The sequence below is a fragment of the Dyadobacter sp. 22481 genome (assembly GCF_052044875.1).
GTDB lineage: Bacteria > Bacteroidota > Bacteroidia > Cytophagales > Spirosomataceae > Dyadobacter > Dyadobacter endophyticus.
Map to the genome: position 1 here is coordinate 1,800,168 of NZ_JBQENV010000002.1, position 24,424 is coordinate 1,824,591.

Genomic DNA, 24,424 nt, shown 5'->3' on the forward strand with positions numbered 1-24,424 from the left:
TATGAATCATATAACAAGAAAGCTGCCGGGTGGGGCAGCTTTCTTGCAATACATTATATAGAGGCTGGCTTAAACCTATACCGCTTATGCGTGCGCAAATACAGGATTCAGCATCGATACAGCCTTCGCTTCGAGGAATGACTCGCCCATCAGGTACTCGTCCACCGAACGTGCTGCTTCACGGCCTTCGCTGATCGCCCATACCACGAGTGATTGTCCGCGGCGGCAGTCACCTGCTGCAAATACTTTCTCGTTAGAAGTCGATTGGTACCCGTTGGTTTTGATATTACCGCGCTCGTCGAATTCCAGGTCGAGGTCGCTCAGCAGGCCTTCTTGCTGCGGGTGCAGGAAGCCGGCTGCCAGGAACGCCAGGTCGCAGGGAATAGTGCGTTCGCTGCCTTCTACTTCTCTCATTTGCATACGGCCCGTTTCAGGGTCTTTCTGCCAATCGAGGTCGACGATCTTCAATGCGGTCAGGTTGCCGTTTTCATCACCGACGAATTCTTTGGTGTTGATAGACCAGTGTCTGTCGCAGCCTTCCTCGTGCGAAGTCGACGTGCGGAGCATCATCGGCCAGTTCGGCCATGGGGTGCTCGCATCGCGCTCTTTCGGAGGGATAGGCATCAGCTCGATCTGCGTTACGGATTTCGCACCGTGACGGCCCGAAGTGCCCACACAGTCGGAACCCGTATCACCACCACCGATTACCACCACGTGCTTGTCGGTAGCGAGGATTTCGCCATTGGTGTAAGTCGCGCCACGGTGATCTACCACACGGTCGATACCGGCCACGCGCTTGTTTTGCTGGCTGAGGAATTCCATCGCGAAGTGTACGCCTTTGAACTGACGGCCCTGGATTTTTACGTCACGGGGAACAGTCGATCCAACGGTCAGCAACACCGCGTCGAATTCATTTTGAAGCTCTTCGGCTTTGATATCCACACCCACATTCACGCCGGTACGGAACTCCACGCCTTCCGCTTCCATTACAGCCATGCGGCGGTCGATAATGCCTTTGTCAAGTTTGAAATCGGGGATACCGTAACGTACCAGACCACCGATTTTATCCGCTCTTTCCAGCAACACTACCGAGTGACCGGCCTGGTTGAGCTGGTAAGCAGCTGCCATACCTGCGGGTCCCGAACCTACCACCGCCACTTTTTTGCCGGTGCGGGTTTTAGGAATACGCGGTTTAACCAAACCTAATTCAAATGCTTTTTCGATGATCGATTTCTCGATGTACTCGATCGCTACCGGCGGCTTGTTGATCCCCAGTACGCAGGATGCTTCGCAAGGAGCGGGGCAAATACGGCCTGTGAATTCAGGGAAGTTGTTGGTAGACGCTAATATTTCGTAGGCCAGTCCCCAGTTTTCATCATACACCGCGTCGTTGAACTCCGGGATGATGTTGCCTAGCGGACAACCATTATGGCAAAAAGGAATTCCGCAGTCCATACAACGGGCTGCCTGCTGTTTGGAATTAGAGTCGGTCGGTGCGGTTTCGATCTCACGGTAGTCTTTCAGACGCTCGTCAATGCTTCTCTTTTTCGGCAACTCCCTTTCAAACTCTAAAAATCCGGTTGGTTTTCCCATTCTTATTACTGATTTAAAAAATTCTGATAGTTGATCTTGAAACTGAAAATTACTGGTGTACTACGTCTACGACGATGTCTTTGTACACCACATTTTTGTCTGCAATCTGTTGTGCAAGTGTGATACCACGTCCTTCCAACGCTTTGCGGAAATCGGATGGCATTACTTTCACAAACTTCTTCACAGATTCTTCCCAGTTCTGGATCAATTGGAAAGCAATATTGCTGGTTGTGTATTGGAAGTGCTTGTCCAGATACTCGCGCAGGATGCTTTTATCCTCTTCGTTCAATGGTTCCAGCGTCACCATTTCTTTATTTACTTTCTCTTCGAAGGTTCCGTTCTTGTCGAGGACATAAGCCACACCGCCGGACATACCCGCCGCGAAGTTGCGTCCTGTTTCGCCGAGGATGATCGCCAGACCGCCCGTCATGTATTCCAGACCGTGGTCGCCGACACCTTCCACAACCACTTTCGCGCCCGAGTTACGTACGCAGAAGCGTTCGCCCGCTGTTCCGCGGATGTAGGCGTCACCCGAAGTAGCACCGTAGAATGCCACATTACCGATGATAATGTTCTCTTCCGGCTTAAACTTCGCGTCGCGGTCGGGGTACACGATCAGTTCGGCGCCGCAGAGGCCTTTTCCGAAGTAGTCGTTCGCGTCACCTTCCAGCTCGAGGCGCACACCCAATGTGTTGAATGCACCGAAGCTCTGGCCCGCAGTACCGCGGAATTTGAAGTGGATATTGCCGTTTGGCAAGCCCACACCGCCGTATTTCTTCGAGATTTCATTCGAAAGCATCGTTCCCACCGACCGGTTCAGGTTGTTGATCGGAAATTCCGCGTAAATCTCATCCTTGCTGTCGAGCGCCGGTTTAGCCGAACGGATCAGGTCGAGGTCGAGAATGGCGTCGATACCGTGATCTTGCTCTTCCTGCTTGAACTGGGCTACCGAAAGGTCGCCTTCTTTGTACAGGATCGCGTCGAAGTTCAGGTTTTTGTATTTCCAATGTTTGATATCATTGCGCAGTTCGAGGTATTGAGCCTGACCAACCATTTCATTAACAGTTCTGAAACCCAATTGTGCCATGATCTCGCGCAGCTCTTCCGCCATGTAGGTGAACATATTCACAACATGCTCAGGCTTGCCCGAGAACAATGCGCGGAGTTCTTTGCGCTGAGTAGCCACACCCACAGGGCAGGTGTTCAGGTGGCATTTACGCATCATGATACAGCCGGCTGCTACCAGCGCGGCGGTTGCTACACCCCATTCTTCGGCACCGAGCAATGCGGCGATCGCGAGGTCGCGGCCGGTACGGAGCTGTCCGTCGGCCTGAACGGTTACCCGTCCGCGCAATTTGTTTCTTACCAATGTCTGGTGCGTCTCTGCGAGGCCAAGCTCCCAGGGCAGACCCGCGTGGCGGATCGAGCTCAATGGAGAGGCGCCCGTACCACCGTCGTAACCCGAGATCAGGATGTGGTCGGCGTGTGCTTTCGCTACACCGGATGCTACGGTTCCTACACCGGCTTCGGATACCAGCTTCACGCTGATACGTGCGGCACGGTTGGCGTTTTTAAGGTCGAAGATCAGCTGCGCCAAATCCTCGATCGAATAAATATCGTGGTGAGGAGGAGGGGAGATAAGCCCTACACCCGGCGTCGAGTGACGGGTACGTCCGATCCAGTCGTCCACTTTGAAGCCCGGAAGCTGACCGCCTTCGCCCGGTTTTGCACCTTGTGCTGTTTTGATTTGCAGCTCGCCCGCATTGCTCAGGTAATGGCTTGTTACACCAAAACGTCCCGAGGCAACTTGTTTGATCTGCGAATTCATGCTGTCACCGTTTGGCAGGCGGTTGTAACGCAGTTCGTCTTCGCCACCTTCACCGGAGTTGGATTTGCCGCCAATGCGGTTCATCGCAATCGCCAGGGTAGTGTGCGCTTCCCACGAAATCGATCCGAAGGACATTGCACCGGTAGCGAAGCGTTTGAAGATATTTTCAACAGGCTCCACTTCTTCCAGAGGAATCGCATTGCCTTTCTTAAAACGCAATAATCCGCGGAGCGTCAGCGCTTTGTGGCTCTGGTCGTCGATCAGTTTAGAGTATTTCTTAAACTGCTCGTAGCTCGCATTGCGGGTTGATTGTTGCAGCAAATGCACCGACTGCGGGTTAAAGATGTGTGCTTCACCACGTTGTTTCCACTGGTAAACACCACCCACTTCGAGTCTTGGCTTTTGCTCCGCGCTTTCGTGGTAAGCCACTTTGTGGCGCACCAGGATTTCGCGGGCAATCTCAGGAATACCCATACCGCTGATTCGCGAGATGGTTCCTGTGAAATATTTGTCGATTACATCCTTGTTCAAGCCCACGCATTCGAAGATCTGCGCACCCTGGTAGGATTGCAGGGTAGAGATTCCCATTTTCGAGAATATCTTCAAAAGCTCCTTGTTAACGGCCTTGATATAGTTGTAATGCAGTTTTTCATCGGTGAACTCGCCTTCGATCATGCCTTTGCGGTTCATGTACGAAAGCGTTTCGAACGCCATGTAAGGGCAGATACCCGCCGCACCGTAGCCGATCAATGTCGCTACGTGGTGGGTTTCCCAAACGTCTCCCGCTTCAACGAGCAATCCTACACGTCCTCTCAATCCTTCGCGGATCAGGTGGTGGTGGATGGTTGCCGTTGCGAGCAATGAAGGGATCGGCGCATGGTCGGAGTCGATGGCGCGGTCGGAGAGGATCAGGATCTCGAAACCGTCGTCGATAGCGTCTACCGCGTAACGGCAGATTCTTTCCAATGCTCTTTCCAGTGCTTTTCCACCTTCGTCGGCGCGGAAGTAGGTATTGATTGTTTTGGCCTGGAAGCCGTCTTTATCTACAAAACGCAACTTGTCGAATTCCTGCACCGAAAGGATCGGGTGCGGTAATGCGATCTGGCGGCAGTGTTTCGGGGTTTCTGTCAGAATGTTCTCGGTGCTGCCTACGAAAGAGATCAGGGACATGATCGCACGTTCGCGGATCGAGTCGATCGGCGGGTTGGTAACCTGTGCGAAAAGCTGTTTGAAATAGGTAGACAAATGCTGGCTCTGCTCCGAAAGAACGGCAAGCGGGGAGTCGGTACCCATTGAACCGATCGCTTCCATGCCCGTCTGAGCCATTGGCCCGAGGATCATGCGCAGGTCTTCCGAAGTATAACCGAATGCTACCTGGCGTTTCAGCAATGCGTTCTCGTCATACGCGCGGTACGTGCGGATCGGGTGATCGAGCGCGTCCACGTGCAGTTTGTTATCATCCAGCCATTGCTGGTAAGGCTGCGCCGAGCAGATTTGAGATTTGATTTCTTCGTCGGGAACAATGCGTCCTTGCTCCATATCCACCACGAACATACGTCCCGGTTGCAGGCGGCCTTTGGTAACTACTCTTGATTGATCCACCTCCAACACACCCGCTTCCGATCCCATGATAATGGTATCGTCGTCGAGTACCCAGTAGCGTGAAGGGCGCAGACCGTTACGGTCGAGCGTAGCGCCTACCATTTTACCGTCGGTGAACGAGATCGACGCAGGACCGTCCCATGGCTCCATAATGGCTGCATGGTATTCGTAGAATGCCTTGCGCTCAGGATCCATTTGTTCGTTGCCGTCCCATGCTTCGGGGATCAGCATCATCATCACGTGTGGCAATGAGCGGCCCGAGAGGTGCAGCAATTCGATCGCATTGTCGAGGTTGGCGGAGTCGGACTGGTTCCTGTCGCAAATCGGCAGGAGCATATCCATTTCTTCTTTCGAGAAGAATTTGGACTCGAATGATTTTTCCCCGGCGCGGATCCAGTTCACGTTACCTTTCACGGTGTTGATCTCACCATTGTGCGCGATGTAGCGGAATGGCTGGGCCAGTTCCCATGAAGGGAATGTGTTGGTCGAGAAACGCGAGTGTACGACTGCCAATGCAGATACAACCGATTCGTTTTCCAGATCCGGGAAGTAATATTTTAACTGGGCAGTGGTAAGCTGTCCTTTATATGAGATCGTGCGGCATGAAAGCGACGAGTAATAGAAATTCTTCGCGCCTTTTACCGTGTCTTTAATCAGTCTTGCCGATACCTGGCGGAGAATGAACAGCTTGCGTTCAAACGCCATATCGTCCGTAATGTCGTCCGGACGTTTAATGAAAACCTGCTCTACTGATGGTTCAACAGAGAGAGAGCCTTCACCGAGGGTGTTGTTCAGGGTAGGCACCTCGCGGTAGCCGAGCAGTTGCAGGCCCAGCTTCTTGATCTTTCGGTTCAGGATATCCCTGCTTTCCTCCCTGGCAAGCTCGTCGCCTGGGAAAAAGATCATCCCTACACCATACTCACCTGCCGGCGGCAGATGGAAGCCCAACTTGGTAGATTCTTCTACAAAGAACTCGTGAGGGATCTGAATTAAAATACCAGCACCGTCACCGGTGTTAGGGTCAAAACCAGTAGCACCCCTATGCTCCATCCTTTCGAGCATATGAATGGCATCAGCCACGATCTGGTGCGACTTACGACCCTTGATGTTAGCCCGGAAACCGATTCCACATGCATCATGCTCAAATTCCGGGCGGTACAGTCCCTGATTTTCTACCATTTGTTCAGACATTTGCGACATTTATCGAATTGTAGGTAATTAACAAATTCGTAATTAGAATCTGTTTAAATAAGCACTTTAAAAGGAAAGCGAAAACGCCAGTGTGTGATGATTTGGGTAAAGCCACGCAAGATAATCATAAAAAATATTTGGCTTATAATGGGAATGGCAAAATTTTATATCACCAATATACATTTGGCCGATTAATTACAATTATTATCGAAATATTGATAATCGTGTAACGAATACCCGTATTGGTTACCATTTTGCTAAGCTGGAAACGCCATTTTTGCTTCCTTGGAGGATTACAAAAAGTGCCTAAGGAAAATATAAAAAGTGTGGCAAAGACATCAAAAAACGTCCCGCCGGGGCTTGGCGGGACGTTGTCGTAAATGGCTGGAAATTATATTATTCAAATATCAAGGCTCTTTCGATTCACTTACGCCTTCGTAATCTTCATCGTCGTAATCGTCATCGCCCGCACCGAACTCATTTTCAAGACTGTGCATGAAAACGGCGTCGATTGCCTCCTCTTTGGTAGGCAAAACCGTGAGATCGGGAATATGCAGGTCTTCCAAAGTATCCATGAAATCGTCGTCGCGTGTGACGATCGCGAGCATGCCCAGATCGTTCGCACACAGGCGGTTTACTTTTTTTAATGTGGCGATTCCCGTCGCGTCAAGTGATTTCACCGTTTGCATATTCACGATCAGGCTGTGATAGCCCTCCCTGAAAAGCGAGCGGGCTGTTTCTTCGAAAGACGCTGGTACATCACCGGCGAAAGCGGCTGCATCCGTTTCGATATAGACGTATTGTTCTTTCTTTTCCAGTTTAAAATCCATTTCGGTTGTCGTTTTGTCGAACAATTATTTTGTTAAGTGAGTAGTTCGCCTCAGGCCATTGCACGCAGAATGGCTTTTTCAATTCTTTCCAACGGGTGGCCCAGGTTGTTTTTCTGGAACTTCATGCCGGTAACCTTTTCGAAAAGCTCGATGTAGCGTTCGGAGATCGACAGTACTTTTTCGTCGGTCATTTCAGGTACGGTCTGGCCGTCTTTACCCTGGAAGCCGTTCTCGATGAGCCATTCTCTTACAAATTCCTTGCTAAGCTGCTTTTGGGACACTCCGGCGCGCTGATTTTCCTCATAAGTATCTTTATAAAAGTACCTTGATGAATCGGGAGTGTGGATTTCGTCGATCAAATAAATCGTGCCATCCAATTGTCCGAATTCATATTTGGTATCCACCAATATCAATCCCTGATCGGCGGCCATTTCGGTTCCTTTTGCAAACAATGCGAGCGTGTAACGTTCCAAATGCTCGTACTCGTCTTCGCTCGCGAGCCCCTGCGCGAGGATTTGTTCCCTTGAAATGTCCTCGTCGTGGCCTTCGTGGGCCTTGGTAGTAGGCGTAATGATGGGCTGAGGGAGCTTGTCGTTCTCTTTCAAACCCTCGGGCAATGCCACGCCGCATACTTCGCGTTTTCCTGACTTGTATTCACGCCACGCATGACCGGCCAGATAACCTCTTACTACCATTTCCACCGGGTAGGCCTGGCATTTGATACCGATGCTCACGTTCGGATCCGGCACTTCTTCGAGCCAGTTAGGCACGATATCGGAAGTGGCGTTCAGGAAGTGGGCGGCGATCTGGTTCAAAACCTGGCCTTTATAAGGGATAGCGCGGGGCAGGATCACGTCAAATGCCGAAATACGGTCGGTGGCGATCATCACCAGACGTTTTTCAAACGAATAAACGTCACGGACTTTCCCTTTGTAAAAGCCTGTCTGGCCGGGGAACTGGAAGTTGGTTGCTGGTATACTGTTCATTAGATTATTGGTAAAATTACCATTCGATTTCGCTCTTTTGTCCGGGCTTTTGGTTGTACTGTTTGCGTCGGAGCTGGTAAATATATTGGGATTCGTTCGATTTCATGGCATCAAGAATGGCCGTGGCCTGCTCTTCCGACATGTTCATCGCTTTAAGACTTTTCAGAAGTTCCTCTTTTTTTAAGTCCTCAGTAGCCTCCCGTGATTCTTGCGGCGGTTCGGGCGGCGTTTGTGGCTGGTTCTGGGCGGTTTGTTGCTGGTTCGACCTTCTTTTTTTCGTAGTGAGGTCCGACGGCTGCTCCACGCCCGAGAAGCTCTTTTTAAGGATAATATAGTTAACCCTCGCAAGTGCATTGCCCGGTTCTAGACGTAATGCGGTTCTAAGGTGCGTCAGCGCGCTGGCTGTGTCTTTTTTGTTTACGAGAATCAATGCGATTTGTGCATTGGCTACCGATGCAATACTGTTATTTTCAATGTCACCTAGTAGCCTGTAATGTTTCAAAGCCTGTTTGTAGTCGCCCGTTTTGTATAGTGAATGGGCTAAATTCAACCTTGCGGCAGGGTCGGAAAAGAGCGAGCCATAGGTGATTTGCCGGTACAGCTCGGCCGATTTCGTAAACTCTTTTTTCTGAAAAGCTCGCTCGGCATCCAGCTTTCTCTGGTTCGCCTTGGTAATGGAATCGAACGTACGGTTATCCCAAAGCCAAAGCAGGACATAAAGGATCAGAGACGTCATATCGGTTCACATTTGGGTGCAAAAATAGGGAATTGCTGCTTACAGTCGAAACGTTCCAATGGTAATTAGTACGTCGAGCAGGATCAGTACGAGTGCTGCCCCCAGAAAATAGTAATACTTGTTACTAACGACCGTAATCGTCCGCGAATCCACCAGCGCGCCTTCGGCCTGGTTTACGTCGCTGATCAGCTTCTGAATATCATTCTTCGAATTGTTGAGCTCATAATACGTCCCGCGCGATGAATTGGTGACCCCGCGCAGGAAGTTCTCGTCCAGTTTGCTGATGACCAGCTTGTCGTTTTTGTCCATCAGCGGCTTCCCGTTTTCCTGGATGCTGATGCCGACCTTTGTGCCCACCGCCACTGCGTACACCCCGATGCCGAACCGCCTGAGATTGTTGAAGAGCGCATTACTGCAACCCGAACCGTTCTCACCATCGGTAAAAAGCACCATTACTTTCGAGCGGCTCGTCGGGTCGGCAGTATTCATGAGTTTGTTGTAAGCCATTTCCATTGCGCCGCAGACGTTCGTACCGTTCGTAGGCAGCAGGTCTGTTTGCAGCGACTGGATGAAAAGTTCGAGCGCGGCCGCGTCGTACGTAAGCGGGACGTGGATGTACGCGTCGTTTGAGAAAATGATAATGCCGATCCGGTTCGCCCGCTCATTCTCCACAAACCGGTTCAATTCAAATTTCACCTTTTCCAGGCGCGAAGGCGTAACATCCGCCGCGTCCATCGACTTCGATAGATCGACCACCATGAATATGTCCTTTCCTTTCGCCTGAATATCACGCTCGGCCTCGCCGAACGATGGCCCGAGGAGGCTAATGATCAAAAGCGAGAAGGTGATGCTGCGTAAAAAGAGTTTGATGATAAGCGTCCGCGCCGTGGTTTGAAGCTGCCGGGCGATGCGAACGGTGCGTATGATGTAGGCTGTATAAGCGAAAATAAAAAAAAATATAAAAAAATATTCAGTGCTCTCAAAGGGGTAATTCCAGTTCATAATGAACGTATTGTGTAATTTAAACTTTGCCAAAAATAGGGATTTCAGGCTTCTGGTGAAGTTTTTTTTCTTGAAATGTTTGCTTTTCTGAAAACGAACCCGCTATATTTGCATCCCGGAACGACGGAAGAAGGAGGGATGGGTGAGTGGCTGAAACCAGTAGTTTGCTAAACTGCCGTACTCGCAAGGGTACCGCGGGTTCGAATCCCGCTTCCTCTACACCTTTTCTGAACGTCTGAAAGTAAGGCTCTTTTAAAAGTAGAAAGAGAAAAATTCGGGGAGTGGCGCAGCCCGGTAGCGCATCTGGTTTGGGACCAGAGGGTCGCAGGTTCGAATCCTGTCTCCCCGACGAAAAGCAAAAACAGGCAGTAAGCCGTATGCAGTTTCACTGCACTGCTGACTGCCTGTTTTTTTTGAAGTTAATCGACCAACTGCTTAGAAGGCAGTAGGTCTCCAATATCCGGTCCCGTAGCTCAGTTGGATAGAGCAACTGCCTTCTAAGCAGTAGGTCTTTGGTTCGAATCCAAACGGGATCACGTGAAATGCCAAGCACTTGCGAATATTCGTAAGTGCTTTTTTGTTGAGCGGCCTTCTAAGCAGTAGGTCTTTGCCGGGCCGCCGGGCGGTTCGAATCCAAACGGGATCACGTGAAATGCCAAGCACTTGCGAATATTCGTAAGTGCTTTTTTGTTGAGCGGCCTTCTAAGAAGTAGGTCTTTGCCGGGCCGTTATTCAGAACGCAAACTTTTTACAGGGTTTGTCAGTGCTGCTCTGACGCTTTGAAAGCTGACCGTGATGATGGCAATGAGAATGGAGAGGCCGGCTGCCAAAGGAAAGATCCACCAATCAGGCGTTATTTTGTAGGCGAAGTTTCCCAGCCATTTCTCCATTAAATACAACCCGACAGGAAATGCGATAACCATAGCAACCAGCACGAGTTTCAGGAAATCGCCTGAAAGCATGGAGACGATGCTCGTGATAGATGCACCTAACACCTTTCTTACACCGATTTCTTTTTTACGCTGTTCAGCCATAAAAGTAGCAAGTCCAAAGAGTCCCAGACAGGCGATGATGATGGCAATCGTTGAAAACGCCAGGAATAGCTGTCCTTTTTGTTCGTCGGTGCGGTACTGCTTTGCAAATGCCTGATCGAGAAAGTGGTATTCGAACGGCTGGTTGCCATTCACATCGTTAAATGTTTTTCTGAGTGCAGCTATTGTCTTCGGGAGATCGGCGCCCGAAACCTTTACTAGCAAATTGTCTGTTTTTTCTTTTTTCAGAACAAGTACCAATGGTTCAATCTGATTGTGAAGCGAGCGCAGGTGAAAATCACTTATCACGCCCGTGACCGGGACTTTTCTGGTATTAAGCTCGATAAGGCCATCACGGTAGCTTTTCCATCCCAGGCGTTCCAGCATTGCCTGGTTGATCAGGACGGCATTGGAACTGTCGTGGTCCAGTCTGTCGGAAAAGCTCCTGCCGTCGGCGATGGGGATTTGCAGCACGTCGGTGAAGTCGGCGTCCACATTAAAATATTCAGCACTAACAGACTCCTCGGAGCCATTTTTGTAAAAGCTGAAAGTCGTTTTATTATTGAGCTGATCGCCAATGGAGCCGTTGGTCAATGCCGCATTCTCGACAAGTGGATTTTGTAAAATCCTTTCTTTCAGCACATTTGCATTTTCTTGCAGCAATGGACTTTGCAATGGCATTCTAATTACTAGCCGTTGGTTAAAACCCAGCTGTGTTGTACGCATAAAATTCAGCTGCCGATACACGGTAATGGTTCCGGCGATCATCACCATTGAAATAAAAAACTGTAAAACAACCAGAGACTGCCTGAATATCACACCCGAGGAATTGCGGCCGGGTGTACCTTTTAACACTTGCTCCGGACGGAAGCGCGACAAAATAAATGCCGGATACACACCGCTCGCCAGCCCGGTCAACAATGTGAAGCCTAAGCAAAAAGTCCATGTCTTAAAGTCGAAAAACTTGATCGTCAGCGATTTTCCGGAGATGTCGTTAAAGAATGGAAGGAGTAAATTCAAAAGCAGTATGCTCGTCAACAGAGCTAAAAATGCCATGAGCAACGACTCTGACAAAAACTGACCAATGAGTTGCGACCACTGTGAGCCGACGGCTTTCCTGATACCGATTTCCTTCGCCCTGCCAGCCGATCTGGCCGTCGCGAGGTTGATGTAGTTGACGATCGCTATAAGCAGAATGAAAAGCCCGATGATTGAAAATGTGTACACGTAGGCCATGGTGCTACCATTTTCTTCTCCCATCAGATGGGATGAATGCAGGTGGATGTCGCCAAGTGGCTGCAAGCTGATCGCAAACTTCACTTTGGTCCCGTCTGTGTCGCCGATTCGCTCTGCAATGTATTTTTTATAAAATGCCGGTAGTTTATCTTCCAGTTTCGCTGCTGCCTTTGCATCGTTTAGAAGAAGGTACGTGAACGTATTGAAGCCGTCCCATTTATCGAGCTGTACCCGGCTCACGGCCTCGTTGGTGTAAGGCAGGATGGCTTCAAATTTCAGATGATGATTCGTAGGGGCTTCCCTGATTACACCGGTAACGCTAAAAGGAATGCTGTCCTTTACAGTTACGAAGTTCCCGATGATGCCGGTAGTACGGCCAAATAGGTTCATGGCCAGTTTCTCGGTGAGTACCACACTGTTTTTGCCTTTCAGCGCATTTTGCGCACTACCTTCAACAAACTCGTAGTCAAAAAACGTGAATAACGTAGAATCTGCACAGATAAGCTCCTTCACATTTAATGACTTTTCGCCCACCCTGAATAATTGAGCGCCTTTTTTTACTCGCAAAGTCTTTTCAATCTCAGGATATTCATCACGCAAAACGGGTCCGAATGGTGCCGAAGCCATGCTAAGCTTGTATTCGTTTTCGCTCCATTTAATATGAAGGTTGAGCCGGTAAATGCGGTCGGTATAACGATGATAGCGGTCAAAGCTCAGCTCATCGTGCACGTAGAGCCATAACGCGAGCGCGCAGGTCATGCCAGTGGCGAGGCCGGATAGTATCAGCAGGCTGTAAGTTTTATTGCGAATAAGATTCCGCCAGGCAATTTTGAAGTAGTTTTGGAGCATAGAGTGACGCTATTTGCGTGATCAATCGCTATTGCCAAATTAATATGCCAGTTTAAAAACATATCCGTTTGGCTCGTTACTCGAAGGAAATCCGTTTTTTGGTGTACACTTTCGGACACGTTTGTCCGAATTTAACTGAACAATTTTCATCCGGAACCCATCGCATGAACAAAACGCTACCGTACTTACTCGCATTGGTGATGCTATCTTCCTGTCATGCGTTGAAAGATAGTCCCAAATACAAGCTCACCGACGGCATTTACAAAACGAAGGAGGGCGACCGGAGCGCCTTGGTCTATATCGAGAATGCGGAAGATTCAGTGCTTGTGTACCGCCTACAAGCCGGCTGGAAAACGGCCAAGCCGGACCGAAAGGACCTCAAACCCAAAGTATATCCGTCGGGTGCTGTTGAGAAGGAAATCGCTGCGAGCAAATACTGGAAGAACACGTTCGATCTGGACATACTTACAGTGCCCTTCAAATACCGTCCTTCCACCAACTCGTTCACACCCCAGTTGAGCAATCACCTCAACGGAGCAGTGTACGTAGGTTATCGAAATGATACCTACGAGTTGTCTTACAAAAGGAACCCGATCGGGAAAGTCAGTCAAAGGGTGACGCATCTGGGATTTTCAGCTGGTTTGGCAACAGGCATAGGCGTCACACCGATGAACCCTTGGGTAACGGACGACAATATCAGTGTAGAATACGATGGCTTTATCTGGTCGAAGGCCGCTTGCATTCTGATGGCCATCGAGAAACTGAATTTCGGACTGGCGCTGGGTATAGACCATTTGCTTGATCACAACAGACAATACTGGATTTACCAGGGTAAGCCTTATATAGGTTTGACGGTCGGCCTGAACCTTAATTAGTGGAAACAGTAAGTTGATCAGTGAGCAACTCCTCTTTCAGGAATTTTTCCAGTGTCCTCAAATTTTCCAGCGCAGCTCCCATTGTATTATTGAAATATACATAAACAGTTTTTCCCTCATTTAGCCATTCAGATATATAACCGGCATATTCGAACAGCAGACCTTGATCGTAGCTCCCCTTGTAGTTGCCCCCGGGTCCGTGAAAACGCAAATATATGTGTCCCGCATCCAGCGTGGGCTGTGGCGACGTGCTACCGGCCTTATCATGATACACGATCGTAGCGCTGTATGCATTCAATAGTTCATATGTCTGCTCGTTGTACCAGGAATGATCCCTGAATTCGACAGCTATCGGCCAATTGCGTTGGTTAACTTCCTGTATACCGTACAGCAGCGATTCGACCTTCCCGAATAATATCTGCTTGACAGACGCCGGAAACTGCACGAGAATGCATCCCTGTTTGTCGTTGGCTCCGTCGATAACCTCGAAAAATTTTTCAAGATCGGGTTGTTCAAATTGGAGCGACTTGTTGTGCGTGATTTGTTTCCAGAGCTTGAATGTGAACTGGAAATGGTCGCCCACAGAACTGCTCCATTGGGTGATGGTAGAGGCCTTTGGAAGCTTGTAAAAAGTAGAATTGATCTCGATGGAGTTAAAAAGTGTGCCGTAAATGCGCAGCCGGCTCCATCCTTCAAATGCCGCGGGATAGGCCTGGCTGTTTTTGTAGGGCAGGACCAGGCCGCTGGTTCCAAGGTATAGTCGTTGATCAGTCATATCAAAAGTTCGATCAGAAGTAAGATGATAGTGATAAACCTACTTGCCGGTTTCCATATGCGGTGCATCCACGGGTTTCGATTCGGGAGAGCCTTTTTGTCTTAGGAAAATAGAAAGAACCACTATCGAAGCGACGGACAAAAATTCACTCTGCCAGTTTTGAAAGGTTTCGAACCAAAAGTCGGGCTCCGTAAGAAATGCGGCCAGATCTTTTTGCGGTTGTCCGTGGAGCATTTGCTGGTCGTTGAAGTCTGTGAAACTGCCATAGAGGTGGCCAATCCAGCTTAGCAGGAATAACATCACGAATGCGATAGAAAGCGAATGCTGGTAAAGCCGCAGCCACCACCCGCCGCGCTTCACCGGGCTCGGCGCATCCTTCTTGCCAGGGTCCGGTTCGCGGTCCACTTCCTCCGGTTTGATCAGATCTTTGGATTCCGCTGACCCGATTTGCCGCAGTGAAATAGTCAACACGACGTAGAGCGCCATTTGGAGAAACTCGCTTTGGAAGTTTTCGAATGTTGCAGAGAAAAAGTGACCGCTGGTAAGGTACTCGCCCAATGCGAGTGGCGGACCGCCCAGCTCTTCAAGCTCTTGGTTGTGCTTTTTCAAACCGAAAACGATCTGAGCGATCAACGCCACTACAAACAACGATATGAAGACGATTGAGAGACTGTTGCGGTAGAAAAAGCGATCAGTTTTATTTTTTGACATGGCTTATACAGGTGTTAAAATCGCCAATCACTATTACGAAAACCATGCCATGCAAATATGCCATAATGGGCTATAAAGTAATGGTCAAAAAGTGGCGGAGCAGTTTCTCGTATGTAGATTTGCGCAATGTGCATGGGGATCTCCCGGCGCGTTGACATAACAAGCAGAAACACTGACTATCTGAGATGAAAGAAATCCTTGACAACCCCGCCTGGCATGCGTTACGCACGCACAACCGCGCGCTCGGGACCGTGCAGGGAGAATGTGCGTATTTTCTGCCGGAAGTTTCGCCCTTTGCAGCAGTGGAAGGCGAAGCGCTCGCGGGCCTGCCGGCATTGCATGAAGCTATACCATTCGACCATAACGTCATATTTGTAAGCAACGAAAACGTTGAAATCCCTCGTCCCTGGCAACTTTTAGCGGCAATACCCGGCTACCAGATGATTTACAACGGCCCCGTGCACCCAGGGTCGGATGGCCCGGTAATCACCCCGCTTACAACGGAGCACGTTCCTGAAATGATCGCATTGACGAGCCTAACCGTTCCCGGGCCGTTTTCGACTGAAACGATCCGTTTCGGTCATTATGAAGGGATTTTTGACAATAACAAGCTCGTCGCCATGGCTGGCCAGCGCATGCATCCCGGTGATTACGCCGAAATCAGCGCTGTTTGTACCCATCCCGATCATCTGGGCAAGGGCTATGCGCGGCATTTGCTGCTTCGTCAGGTAAATCGCATTCAGCAGAACGGTGAACAGCCTTTCCTGCACGTGAAAGCGGATAATGCGCGTGCAATAGGCGTGTATGAGTCGCTGGGTTTTAAGATCCGCACCCAGATTTTCTTTTATGTATTGAAGAAATGAGCTTTTCAACAAATTAACTTTGAGCTTTTCAACAAAGCTGGGCAGACTGGGAGCGGGTACTTTTGTATTGTACTTAAAACACAAAGACAATGACAAAAGTATGGTTTATTACAGGCAGTGCCCGCGGATTAGGACGCAGCCTTACAGAAGCGGTTTTAAAAAGTGGAGATAAGGTAGTCGCAACCGCCCGGAATATTGGTCAGCTGGAAGATCTGGTCAACGAATTTGGGGAGCAGATTTACCCGGTAGCGCTGGACGTCACCAATTACGAACAGGTCTATTATGTGGTAGCCGACGCCGTAGCGCATTTCGGAAGTATCGATGTGCTGGTCAATAATGCAGGTTTTGGCATCATCGGCGCGGCGGAGGCATACACCGAAGAGCAGGTACGCAGCCAGTTGGATACAAACCTTTACGCCCCGATCGAAATTACCCGCGCCGTATTGCCTTATATGCGCAAGCAGGGTAGTGGCCGCATTTTGCAGATCAGCTCGATTGGCGGCCGCGTTGGCAATGCCGGGTTGACAATGTACCAGGCAGCCAAGTTCGGTCTGGCCGGTTTCACCGAGGCGTTAGCCAAAGAAGTAGCGTCGCTGGGTATTTACGTTACCAGCGTTGAACCGGGTGGTTTTCGCACCGACTGGGCCGGTGCTTCGATGACCTACGCCCGTGATATCGAGGGTTACGAGATGGTCAATCAGCGTACCGATTATTTCAAATCCGGCAAATTCGTGCCTGTGGGTGATCCTGAAAAAGCTGCGGATGTGATGGTGGCATTGGCCGCTCATCCCGCACCGCCGGTACATCTCGTGCTCGGCAGCGAGGCTATTGGCATACTCAAAAATGCCGACCAAGCCCGCAAGGCGGAAATGGAGGAATGGGAGCATGTGAGCATCTCTACCGACCATCACGAATCGGAAGATTTTCTCGAAACATCAATGGGCAAATGGTACACACGCGGCAAAAAGGACGCATAATTTCTAACTTTGTTCATGGCTGATCTGAAATCCAAGAAGCAAGCATCTCCCATCGCGTATTCGTGCTATTTCACGCGGAACCGCGAGGGGGAGCAGTTTGCACCCGAGCACGTGTTCAGTTACCAGATCTCCGGGACGCTCACGATCAACAATGGGGAAAAAGAGTATGTTTTCAAGGAAGGGGATTTCCGGTTTACCCGGCGCAATCAGCTGCTCAAATTCATCAAGCAGCCGCCGGTAAATGGTGTTTTTAAATCCATTTCGGTTTACCTGGACCAGGGAACCCTGAGAAGTTTCGCGATGGAGCATGGTTATCATGCAGATCATTCGCAAAGTAAGGATGCCGGGTCCATTATCGCATTGAAAGGCGGAAGTCTGGTAAAGGGCTTTATGGATTCGTTGATGCCATATAGTGAGGAGGACCAAATGATAGATGCTAATTTACAGGCATTGAAAGTGCGGGAGGCCATTATGATCCTGCTGCGCTCGTCATCGGTGATGAAAGACATATTGTTCGATTTTAGCGAGCCGGGGAAGATCGATCTGGAAGCATTTATGAATGAGAACTTTCATTTCAATGTGCAGATAAACCGTTTCGCTTACCTGACCGGACGCAGCCTGGCGACATTCAAACGTGATTTTGAACACATATTCCACACATCGCCCAGCCGCTGGTTGCAGCAGAGGCGCTTGCAGGAGGCGCATTACCTGATTAAGGAAAAAGGCCGGGCACCTTCAGATGTGTATCTGGAAATCGGCTTCGAAGACCTTTCACATTTCTCATTCGCATTTAAAAAAGCATTTGGCATACCGCCGTCCAGGCTCGCCGGCTAAGCGGCTCAGGACAGCGGTTCCGGCCGGGGAGGGGTTCCGGCTGGCCGTGAGTAGTCCTCGGGCAATGGGATAAACTCATGATCATCAGCAGGCGGGAGCTGAATGCGGCCTTGTTTCCAATCTTTTTTCGCCTGTTCGATACGTTCTTTCCTCGACGACACGAAGTTCCACCAGATAAATCGTTCACTCAGCGGTTCGCCACCCAGGAGCATTAATGTCGTGTTTTCCGTGGCTTTGATAGTTGGCTCTGCATTTTTGTTAAAAACAAGCATCTGGCCAGGCTGGTAGAAATGACCGCCTGTTTCAACAGATCCTTTCACCAGGTAAACGGCGCGTTCGGAATAGCCATCGGGAATCCTGAACGTCGCTCCGGCTTCGACGACCGCGTGCAGATAAAACAGGGGAGAAAGAGTTTCGACGCCGTTGGATAACCCAAACGCATCGCCAGCTATGAGCCGCATCCATACCCCCTTGTCGGTAAACACCGGCAGTTCATTTTTAGCGTAATTTCTGAAAGAAGGCGTGGCTTCTTCGTCCTTTTCGGGAAGAGCAACCCAGGTCTGGATCATTTCTAGGCCACCTGCCAAGGCGGCAGGATCTTCGAAACGCTCCGAATGCGCAATCCCGCTGCCGGCCGTCATCCAATTCACTTCTCCGGGACGGATGATCTGCTGCACACCTGTGCTATCGCGGTGCGTAACCTGGCCATCAAACAGATAACTGACCGTAGAAAGCCCGATATGCGGGTGCGGCAAAACATCCATCGCCGACGGGTTGACCGGCACAGTGCCCAGCGGTCCGGCGTGATCCATAAATATGAACGGGCCGACCATTCTTCTGAGACGGAAAGGAAGAATCCGCTTCACCATCACCGATTCACTGATAGCAGCCTTCCGGGCTTCGATTACGATATCCAGCATGGAGCAAATTTTTTTGGTTAAATATAGGCAATCATCCCAGCGCCAACTCCCTGTCGACACCAATCTCCTGTAAAAAATGCAAGTCGTGCGAGATGACCAGCAATGTTCCCCGGTATTCGTTGATCGCTGCAGTAAGTATGCCGATGTTCTGGATATCGAGGTTGTTGGTAGGTTCGTCGAGTATGATCATGTCGGGCGCCTGGTAGCTATCGCCAATGAGCACAGCGCCAGCCGCATTTTTTCACCCCCGCTGAGGTTAATGCACGGTTTGTCCCAATATTCCCGGGTAAACAGAAAACGGTTCAGGCGGGTCTTGATATCATGCTCCGGCAACCCGCCGGAGTTGTATTTCCAGGCCTGGGAATAGACGGTGGAACTGTTATCGATCAGGGAATAATCCTGATCGATGTAAATAGACTTGAAATCGGCTCGCTCGATGGATCCCGCGCTGGGTTGCAAATCTCCCAGGATCATGCGTATCAACGTCGTCTTGCCCGATCCATTGGTGCCCTTGATCGCAATGCGTTCTCCGCTCGTGATCTGAAAATCGAGGGTTTCACTCCAGAGCTGTTGGTCACTGTAAGCAAAGTTAGCCCGGGAGGCGGTTACGAGGATCTTCCCTTTGTGAAGCAATGAATTGTCGAAATCGACTTTCATTTTGCCTAACGAAGGTAATTCGCTGCGCAAATGACTCAGTTCCTGTGCAATACCCCCCACTTTCTCGGCATGCACTCCCTTCATTCGAGCCGTGCTTCGTTCCGCATTGTTTCTGAACGCATGCTGGACGATCGCCGGAAGCCCCGCCTTTTCCTGCTTCTTTTTCCCACGCGCATCCAGTTTATGTTGCCGCTCCACCGATTCCCGCTCGATTTCTCTGGCCTTGCGAAGCGCTTTTTCCTTCGCTTTCACATCGAGGTTCAATGCCTCATTTTCAATCGCTTTTTGTTCGGCGTAAAAGTCATAGTTACCGCCGTAGATGGTTATTCCGCGCTTACCCAGCTCGCAGACGGTATCGAGGAGGTTTAGCAGCGCCCTGTCGTGGCTTACGATAACCAGCGTATTGCCCGTCGACCGGATGTAGTCGTACAGCAATGCCCTGCCGGCCGCATCCAGGTGGTTGCTGGGCTCGTCAAGCAACACAATTTGTGGTTCATGGATGAGGATTCCTGCGAGGAAAACCTTCGTCTTTTGCCCGCCGCTCAGCGCAGCCATAGGCTGGGAGAGGGCTATCCCATTCAGTTGCCAATGCGCGAAAGCCTCCTGGCAACGTTCTTCGATACCCCAGTCATCGTCGAGCAATTCGAGGTTAATGTCCGTCAAATGCCCTTCCAGGATCTCTTTCAGGGCCAGTAACTTGTCGTGGATACCCAACGCTTCCGCAACGGTTCGCCCGTTATATTGTCCGAAGTGCTGCGGTACGAAATAGGGTCTGGAATCTGCCCCGGCCGCTCCGGATGCTGGTTTCAGCTTTCCGGCGAGGATCGCCAGCAATGTAGATTTCCCCGCGCCATTATTGCCGACGAGCGCGATTTTGTCCTGCTTGTTTACAGTTAAATTAATATCGGAGAACAGCACATCCCGGTTGGGGTGTGCATAGGTAACACCTTGAAGAAAAAGCATAGAAACTTTCTTTTAAGAATGAATAATAGCAGCCGCCATAACGGCCGCGTGCGTCTATTTTCCTGAAAGAAATGGTTTCTTACACCTGGTGTTCCGGTTGGTGATTAATGTTGCAAAGGTAAGAATAAATCCCGAAAGTGAAATAGGTTAACTTTCGGTTACCTGTTTTCGCCGCCTCACTTGAAGAGCGTGGTCTGACGGAATGGCGCTTCTAGTTCCAGCAGCAGTGCTTTGTTTGCCAATCCGCCCCCAAAGCCCACGAGCTTGCCATTGGCTCCTACCATGCGATGGCAGGGAGCGATAATAGGGATCGGATTCTTGTTAGCTGCCCCGCCCACGGCCCTCACGGAATCGGGGTTGCCAATCTGGCGGGCTATCTGGCCATACGACCTCGTTTCACCAAATGGAATGGTTAGTAAAGCTTCCCAGACCTGTTTTTGAAAGTCGCTGCCGATAAAATCGAGTGGCAGGGAAAAAGTTTTGCGTTTCCTGGCAAAATACTCGTTTAATTGTTTCTCGGCTTCGAGCAGTAACGGATGATCCGGATTTTCGATGCCACTGTCGATGCTCGACTTTCCCGTATCGTCATAATCCCAAAGCACAGCTCTTAGACCATTGTCTGAGGCAATCAGCGTCAGTGTGCCTGTCGGCGAAGCCATTCTTTTAAAGAAAATATCCATAATTCGCTGCATGTTGTCACCTAGCAACAAAAAAATGGATTTTATTGGTTCTGACTATTGATGCTACGTAACGAACGGCATCCGGACTGAGGCCAGGATGCCGTTCGTTTGTGTCGCTTCGGGCTACACCAAAGTCGCAGTCAAAACGATTTCAAAACTAAATGCCTGGCTCACGGGACATGTTTCTTCGGCACCTTTGGCGATGACCTGAAATTCTTCGTCCGAAATGTTAGGCACTTTGGCTACTAGCGTCAGTTCCGATTTCGTGATTTTACCATTATCCAGTGTAACAACGGATTGCGTTTCGAGTGATTCGACGGTGTAGCCGGCCTGGGTCAGGTCGAGGTCGAGTTTCATGGTGAAACAGCCTGCGTGAGCCGCGGCAAGCAGCTCCTCAGGATTAGTGCCGATGCCGTCGGCGAAGCGGCTGTTGAACGAATATTGTGTTTTGTTTAGGACGGTGCTTCCGGTTGTGATATGTCCTGCGCCTGTTTTGATGTCACCATTCCATACTGCTGTTGCTTTGCGTTTCATGATCTTGGAGTTTGAAATTGAAAATGATTTAAATAAACTGTACTAAATAGTACAAAATTGGTCAAAAAAATTAGTTAAGGATATTGAGATTCATCCGCACCAGTTCGGCAAGTTTTCGCTGGTCGGGTTCCATTCTGCGCGTTACGTTGAGGCCGTTCCAAAGATTTACAAGGTAAGTACCGAGTGCCCCGGCTGGTTCATTTGTTTGAAGCAATCCCAGATCCTTGCTTTTCTGAATGGCTTCGGTAAATATTTCTTCGAGCACATGCAGGTACTTTGCTGCAATCATTTTCAAGCCTGAATCGTCGGCGGATACCTGTATCAATGCGTTACCAAAGTAGCAACCCTTATTGCCGGCCGGCGAATCGTTGCCAGCAAGCGACAAAAAGAAATCCCTAATGAATTGGACCGGATTTTCACAAGTCGCCAGCGACTCGCGGATCGCATTAAAATTCAGTTCGACAACCCGTTCCATCGACTTCCGGAACAATTCTTCTTTCCCGCCTTTGAATGCGAAATAGAAACTTCCTTTGCCGATGCCCATAGCCAGGAGCAGGTCGTCGGCAGTGGCGTTGGTGTACCCTTTCTCCCAAAAGACTTCCACCGCCTTGTCGAGGATCGCTGTTTCGTCATATATTTTGGGTCTGCCTGCCATTGCTCTTTTTGTTTGATGTTACAAATGTATAATACTTTACTGATTAGTACAAAATAAAAGTGATTTTTTTTGAGAATTTTTTTTGAAGGAATGAGGTGAACGAAGGGGAGGAAGGGGAATGAATACGCTCGGATTTGTTATCTCAGTGATTGGGCGTTAGCTTTGCCGGGCAGTTAGTTTGTATCAAAATCGCTTTCCTTACACTTGAAGGCCTCTGTTAAACAATGGATCACCCTGGGCTTTGTGCTCCTTATGCTTGTCAAAGCGTGGGTTATTCCTTTGGTTTACCTCGACTACGAGCTGCGGAAGGAATATATTATTGCCAACCTCTGCATAAACCGCGACAATCCTATCGTGGTCTGCGAGGGCAAATGCTACCTTGCCGAAAAGGTGGTCGAGGCTAAAAAACAGGAAGAGCGCCGGGCGGAGCAAAGCTATATGGCTAACCTGCTCTTCCAGGTAATGGATACGGGCAAGCCGTTCATTTTCCAATCGCCTGAGTACTTTGGAACGAATTTGGCGGTCACATTCAGCTATATTTCGCCGTTCCTTCCGCCCTCCGTTGCTTCGGAGATATTTCATCCACCTTTGGGCTAATTAGCGACGTTTTCAGGCTCGAATTCCGGCTTAATGCGGGGTTTTGGAGCCGGGTCAATCTCAATGCGCTCTCTGTTGCAGCGCCTTCAATTCTATTTCCTTTATTCTAATATCACAATTACCATGCATACCCGACGATTGATCGCCGGTCTGCTGGCAGCGGCATTGCTGCTTGCCTGCGAAGACCGTAAACTGCCCTACCTGGGCGAGCCCGAAACCATTACCAGGACGGTTGCGGGAAAATCCATCAGAGAAAAGAGCTACCCTTCGATCCCCGCCTTTTCGTTTACCAACCAGGATAACCGGCCGGTAACCGAGCTGGATTTTAAAGACAAAATCTACATCGCCGATTTCTTTTTTACCACCTGCCCGACGATTTGTCCCGTTATGAAAAAGAACATGCTCAAAGTGTACGACGAAGTGAAGGACAATCCGACCGTACGCATTCTATCCCATACCATTGACCCGGAACACGACACGCCCGCAGTGCTCAAAACCTATTCAAACGACCTTGGCGTGCGCAATGCAACATGGCAGTTTGTAACAGGCGACCGCGGGAAGATTTACGAAATTGGACAAAAGCATTACCTCATTACCGCGGCCGAAGATGCCAAATCGCCCGGCGGATTTCTCCACAGCGGACATTTCGTGCTGCTCGACAAGGATCGCCACATCCGCGGTATGTACGACGGCACCACCGACGAAGGGACCTACGAGCTCATCCGCGATATCCGGACTTTGCTCAAAGAATATGAATAGAGAAATGGCTCTTGGCAGGAACCAGAAGGCCTTTTTTCGCGTAGCTTTAAGCAATTCTTAAATCACTAAACTTAAACCGTTATGTCAAAGAAAATTCTGTTGCTGGCAGGGGATTATGTCGAAGATTATGAAGCTATGGTGCCATACCAGGCTTTGCTTTCCGTTGGATTTGAGGTCGATACCCTGGCGCCTGACCGCAAGAAAGGCGACACCGTGCCAACGGCCGTCCATGATTTCGTTGGCGATCAGACGTACAAGGAAACCCCAGGTCACCGTTTCGTAATTACTGCTGATTTTGAAGGTATTAACCCGGCAGAATACGACGGATTGTACATCGCGGGCGGCCGTGCGCCCGAGTACACGCGCCTCAACAAGCGGGTGCTCGAAATCACCCGGTATTTCTTTGAAGCAAACAAACCGGTAGCCGCGATCTGCCATGGAATCCAGATATTGACCGCCGCGAGGGTATTGCAGGGCCGTACACTGACGGCCTATGTCGCGATAGGGCCGGACATCGAGCTGGCTGGTGGTACTTGGAAGAATATCCCGGCCGATCAGGCCGTTGTGGATGGTAACCTCGTCACCTCGCCCGCATGGCCGGGCCACCCGGCAATTCTGAAAGAGTTTTACAAGTTGCTGGGCGTTCAGATCAGCGGCCTTTAAGAAAGGTTGTATTTAAAAATAAAATGGCCAGACCTGCGAATCGCATAGGTCTGGCCATTTTATTTTGTATTCAAAAA

Annotated in this window: 22 protein-coding genes and 3 tRNA genes; 10 read left to right on the top strand and 15 right to left on the bottom strand. The window is 49.9% G+C overall.

Going from position 1 to position 24,424, the window contains the following annotated elements; all coding sequences use genetic code 11:
- Window positions 1-84 precede the first annotated feature (84 nt).
- The 6 genes from ACTJJJ_RS17595 to ACTJJJ_RS17620 all read right to left on the bottom strand — a co-directional run bounded on the left by ACTJJJ_RS17595 (window position 85) and on the right by ACTJJJ_RS17620 (window position 9,768).
- Complete coding sequence (locus ACTJJJ_RS17595) at window positions 85-1,593, bottom strand: glutamate synthase subunit beta (RefSeq protein ID WP_188932844.1); 1,509 nt, start codon at window positions 1,591-1,593, stop codon at window positions 85-87.
- A 49-nt stretch (window positions 1,594-1,642) separates the two neighbouring features.
- On the bottom strand, window positions 1,643-6,223 hold the full coding sequence (gltB, locus tag ACTJJJ_RS17600; RefSeq protein WP_426293521.1) for a glutamate synthase large subunit: 4,581 nt from the start codon (window positions 6,221-6,223) through the stop codon (window positions 1,643-1,645).
- A 398-nt stretch (window positions 6,224-6,621) separates the two neighbouring features.
- Window positions 6,622-7,044 carry an STAS domain-containing protein gene (locus tag ACTJJJ_RS17605; RefSeq protein WP_188932840.1) on the bottom strand — a complete coding sequence of 141 codons (423 nt, stop codon included), beginning with the start codon at window positions 7,042-7,044 and terminating at the stop codon, window positions 6,622-6,624.
- Window positions 7,045-7,094: 50 nt separating this feature from the next.
- The gene (locus ACTJJJ_RS17610) at window positions 7,095-8,030 is read right to left on the bottom strand and encodes a phosphoribosylaminoimidazolesuccinocarboxamide synthase (RefSeq protein WP_440702526.1); all 936 of its coding nucleotides are present in this window, start codon (window positions 8,028-8,030) and stop codon (window positions 7,095-7,097) included.
- Window positions 8,031-8,046: 16 nt separating this feature from the next.
- Window positions 8,047-8,766 carry a hypothetical protein gene (locus ACTJJJ_RS17615; protein WP_440702527.1) on the bottom strand — a complete coding sequence of 240 codons (720 nt, stop codon included), beginning with the start codon at window positions 8,764-8,766 and terminating at the stop codon, window positions 8,047-8,049.
- Window positions 8,767-8,805: 39 nt separating this feature from the next.
- Entirely contained in the window at window positions 8,806-9,768 is a 963-nt protein-coding gene (locus ACTJJJ_RS17620; RefSeq protein ID WP_188932834.1) for a vWA domain-containing protein, read from the bottom strand.
- 132 nt (window positions 9,769-9,900) lie between these two features.
- On the opposite strand from ACTJJJ_RS17620, the gene ACTJJJ_RS17625 reads away from it, so the two are divergent.
- The 3 genes from ACTJJJ_RS17625 to ACTJJJ_RS17635 all read left to right on the top strand — a co-directional run bounded on the left by ACTJJJ_RS17625 (window position 9,901) and on the right by ACTJJJ_RS17635 (window position 10,304).
- A tRNA-Ser gene (locus ACTJJJ_RS17625) sits at window positions 9,901-9,987 on the top strand.
- 56 nt (window positions 9,988-10,043) lie between these two features.
- A tRNA-Pro gene (locus tag ACTJJJ_RS17630) sits at window positions 10,044-10,117 on the top strand.
- Between the two features lie 113 nt (window positions 10,118-10,230).
- Window positions 10,231-10,304, top strand: a tRNA-Arg gene (locus tag ACTJJJ_RS17635).
- Window positions 10,305-10,496: 192 nt separating this feature from the next.
- Here the strand turns inward: ACTJJJ_RS17635 and ACTJJJ_RS17640 are convergent.
- On the bottom strand, window positions 10,497-12,884 hold the full coding sequence (locus ACTJJJ_RS17640; protein ID WP_440702528.1) for an ABC transporter permease: 2,388 nt from the start codon (window positions 12,882-12,884) through the stop codon (window positions 10,497-10,499).
- 164 nt (window positions 12,885-13,048) lie between these two features.
- On the opposite strand from ACTJJJ_RS17640, the gene ACTJJJ_RS17645 reads away from it, so the two are divergent.
- Window positions 13,049-13,759 carry a hypothetical protein gene (locus ACTJJJ_RS17645; RefSeq protein ID WP_440702529.1) on the top strand — a complete coding sequence of 237 codons (711 nt, stop codon included), beginning with the start codon at window positions 13,049-13,051 and terminating at the stop codon, window positions 13,757-13,759.
- On the opposite strand, the gene ACTJJJ_RS17650 is transcribed toward ACTJJJ_RS17645, so the two are convergent.
- Together ACTJJJ_RS17650 and ACTJJJ_RS17655 are read right to left on the bottom strand one after the other, a co-directional pair.
- A complete protein-coding gene (locus tag ACTJJJ_RS17650; RefSeq protein WP_440702530.1) occupies window positions 13,752-14,534 on the bottom strand; it encodes a DUF72 domain-containing protein in 783 nt (260 codons plus the stop codon). The two genes, ACTJJJ_RS17645 and ACTJJJ_RS17650, sit on opposite strands and share 8 nt — an antisense overlap.
- Window positions 14,535-14,573: 39 nt before the next feature.
- The gene (locus ACTJJJ_RS17655) at window positions 14,574-15,245 is read right to left on the bottom strand and encodes a DUF6766 family protein (protein WP_440702531.1); all 672 of its coding nucleotides are present in this window, start codon (window positions 15,243-15,245) and stop codon (window positions 14,574-14,576) included.
- Between the two features lie 185 nt (window positions 15,246-15,430).
- On the opposite strand from ACTJJJ_RS17655, the gene ACTJJJ_RS17660 reads away from it, so the two are divergent.
- The 3 genes from ACTJJJ_RS17660 (at window position 15,431) to ACTJJJ_RS17670 (ending at window position 17,919) form a co-directional block, all read left to right on the top strand.
- Window positions 15,431-16,108 (top strand): GNAT family N-acetyltransferase, encoded by a 678-nt coding sequence (locus ACTJJJ_RS17660; RefSeq protein WP_440702532.1) that lies wholly within the window; start codon window positions 15,431-15,433, stop codon window positions 16,106-16,108.
- Between the two features lie 89 nt (window positions 16,109-16,197).
- Window positions 16,198-17,085 carry an oxidoreductase gene (locus ACTJJJ_RS17665; protein ID WP_440702533.1) on the top strand — a complete coding sequence of 296 codons (888 nt, stop codon included), beginning with the start codon at window positions 16,198-16,200 and terminating at the stop codon, window positions 17,083-17,085.
- 15 nt (window positions 17,086-17,100) lie between these two features.
- Window positions 17,101-17,919: a helix-turn-helix domain-containing protein gene (locus ACTJJJ_RS17670; protein ID WP_440702534.1), complete on the top strand. Its 819-nt coding sequence runs from the start codon at window positions 17,101-17,103 to the stop codon at window positions 17,917-17,919.
- Window positions 17,920-17,924: 5 nt separating this feature from the next.
- Here ACTJJJ_RS17670 and ACTJJJ_RS17675 read toward each other — a convergent pair whose 3' ends face one another.
- The 6 genes from ACTJJJ_RS17675 to ACTJJJ_RS17700 all read right to left on the bottom strand — a co-directional run bounded on the left by ACTJJJ_RS17675 (window position 17,925) and on the right by ACTJJJ_RS17700 (window position 22,328).
- Complete coding sequence (locus tag ACTJJJ_RS17675; protein ID WP_440702535.1) at window positions 17,925-18,839, bottom strand: pirin family protein; 915 nt, start codon at window positions 18,837-18,839, stop codon at window positions 17,925-17,927.
- 31 nt (window positions 18,840-18,870) lie between these two features.
- Window positions 18,871-19,029: a hypothetical protein gene (locus ACTJJJ_RS17680; RefSeq protein WP_440702536.1), complete on the bottom strand. Its 159-nt coding sequence runs from the start codon at window positions 19,027-19,029 to the stop codon at window positions 18,871-18,873.
- Window positions 19,026-20,459 (bottom strand): ATP-binding cassette domain-containing protein, encoded by a 1,434-nt coding sequence (locus tag ACTJJJ_RS17685; RefSeq protein ID WP_440702537.1) that lies wholly within the window; start codon window positions 20,457-20,459, stop codon window positions 19,026-19,028. The genes ACTJJJ_RS17680 and ACTJJJ_RS17685 overlap by 4 nt, the downstream gene beginning before the upstream one ends.
- Before the next feature lie 176 nt (window positions 20,460-20,635).
- Complete coding sequence (locus ACTJJJ_RS17690) at window positions 20,636-21,139, bottom strand: methylated-DNA--[protein]-cysteine S-methyltransferase (RefSeq protein WP_440702538.1); 504 nt, start codon at window positions 21,137-21,139, stop codon at window positions 20,636-20,638.
- A 123-nt stretch (window positions 21,140-21,262) separates the two neighbouring features.
- Complete coding sequence (locus ACTJJJ_RS17695; protein WP_426293533.1) at window positions 21,263-21,673, bottom strand: OsmC family protein; 411 nt, start codon at window positions 21,671-21,673, stop codon at window positions 21,263-21,265.
- 70 nt (window positions 21,674-21,743) lie between these two features.
- Window positions 21,744-22,328: a TetR/AcrR family transcriptional regulator gene (locus ACTJJJ_RS17700; protein ID WP_440702539.1), complete on the bottom strand. Its 585-nt coding sequence runs from the start codon at window positions 22,326-22,328 to the stop codon at window positions 21,744-21,746.
- Window positions 22,329-22,532: 204 nt separating this feature from the next.
- Here ACTJJJ_RS17700 and ACTJJJ_RS17705 point away from each other — a divergent pair, with 204 nt between their 5' ends.
- From ACTJJJ_RS17705 to ACTJJJ_RS17715, 3 genes are all read left to right on the top strand, one after another.
- On the top strand, window positions 22,533-22,925 hold the full coding sequence (locus ACTJJJ_RS17705; RefSeq protein WP_440702540.1) for a hypothetical protein: 393 nt from the start codon (window positions 22,533-22,535) through the stop codon (window positions 22,923-22,925).
- A gap of 123 nt (window positions 22,926-23,048) precedes the next feature.
- Window positions 23,049-23,684, top strand: coding sequence for an SCO family protein (locus ACTJJJ_RS17710; protein WP_440702541.1), 636 nt, complete (start codon window positions 23,049-23,051; stop codon window positions 23,682-23,684).
- A gap of 81 nt (window positions 23,685-23,765) precedes the next feature.
- A complete protein-coding gene (locus tag ACTJJJ_RS17715) occupies window positions 23,766-24,347 on the top strand; it encodes a DJ-1/PfpI family protein (RefSeq protein ID WP_440702542.1) in 582 nt (193 codons plus the stop codon).
- Window positions 24,348-24,424 lie beyond the last annotated feature (77 nt).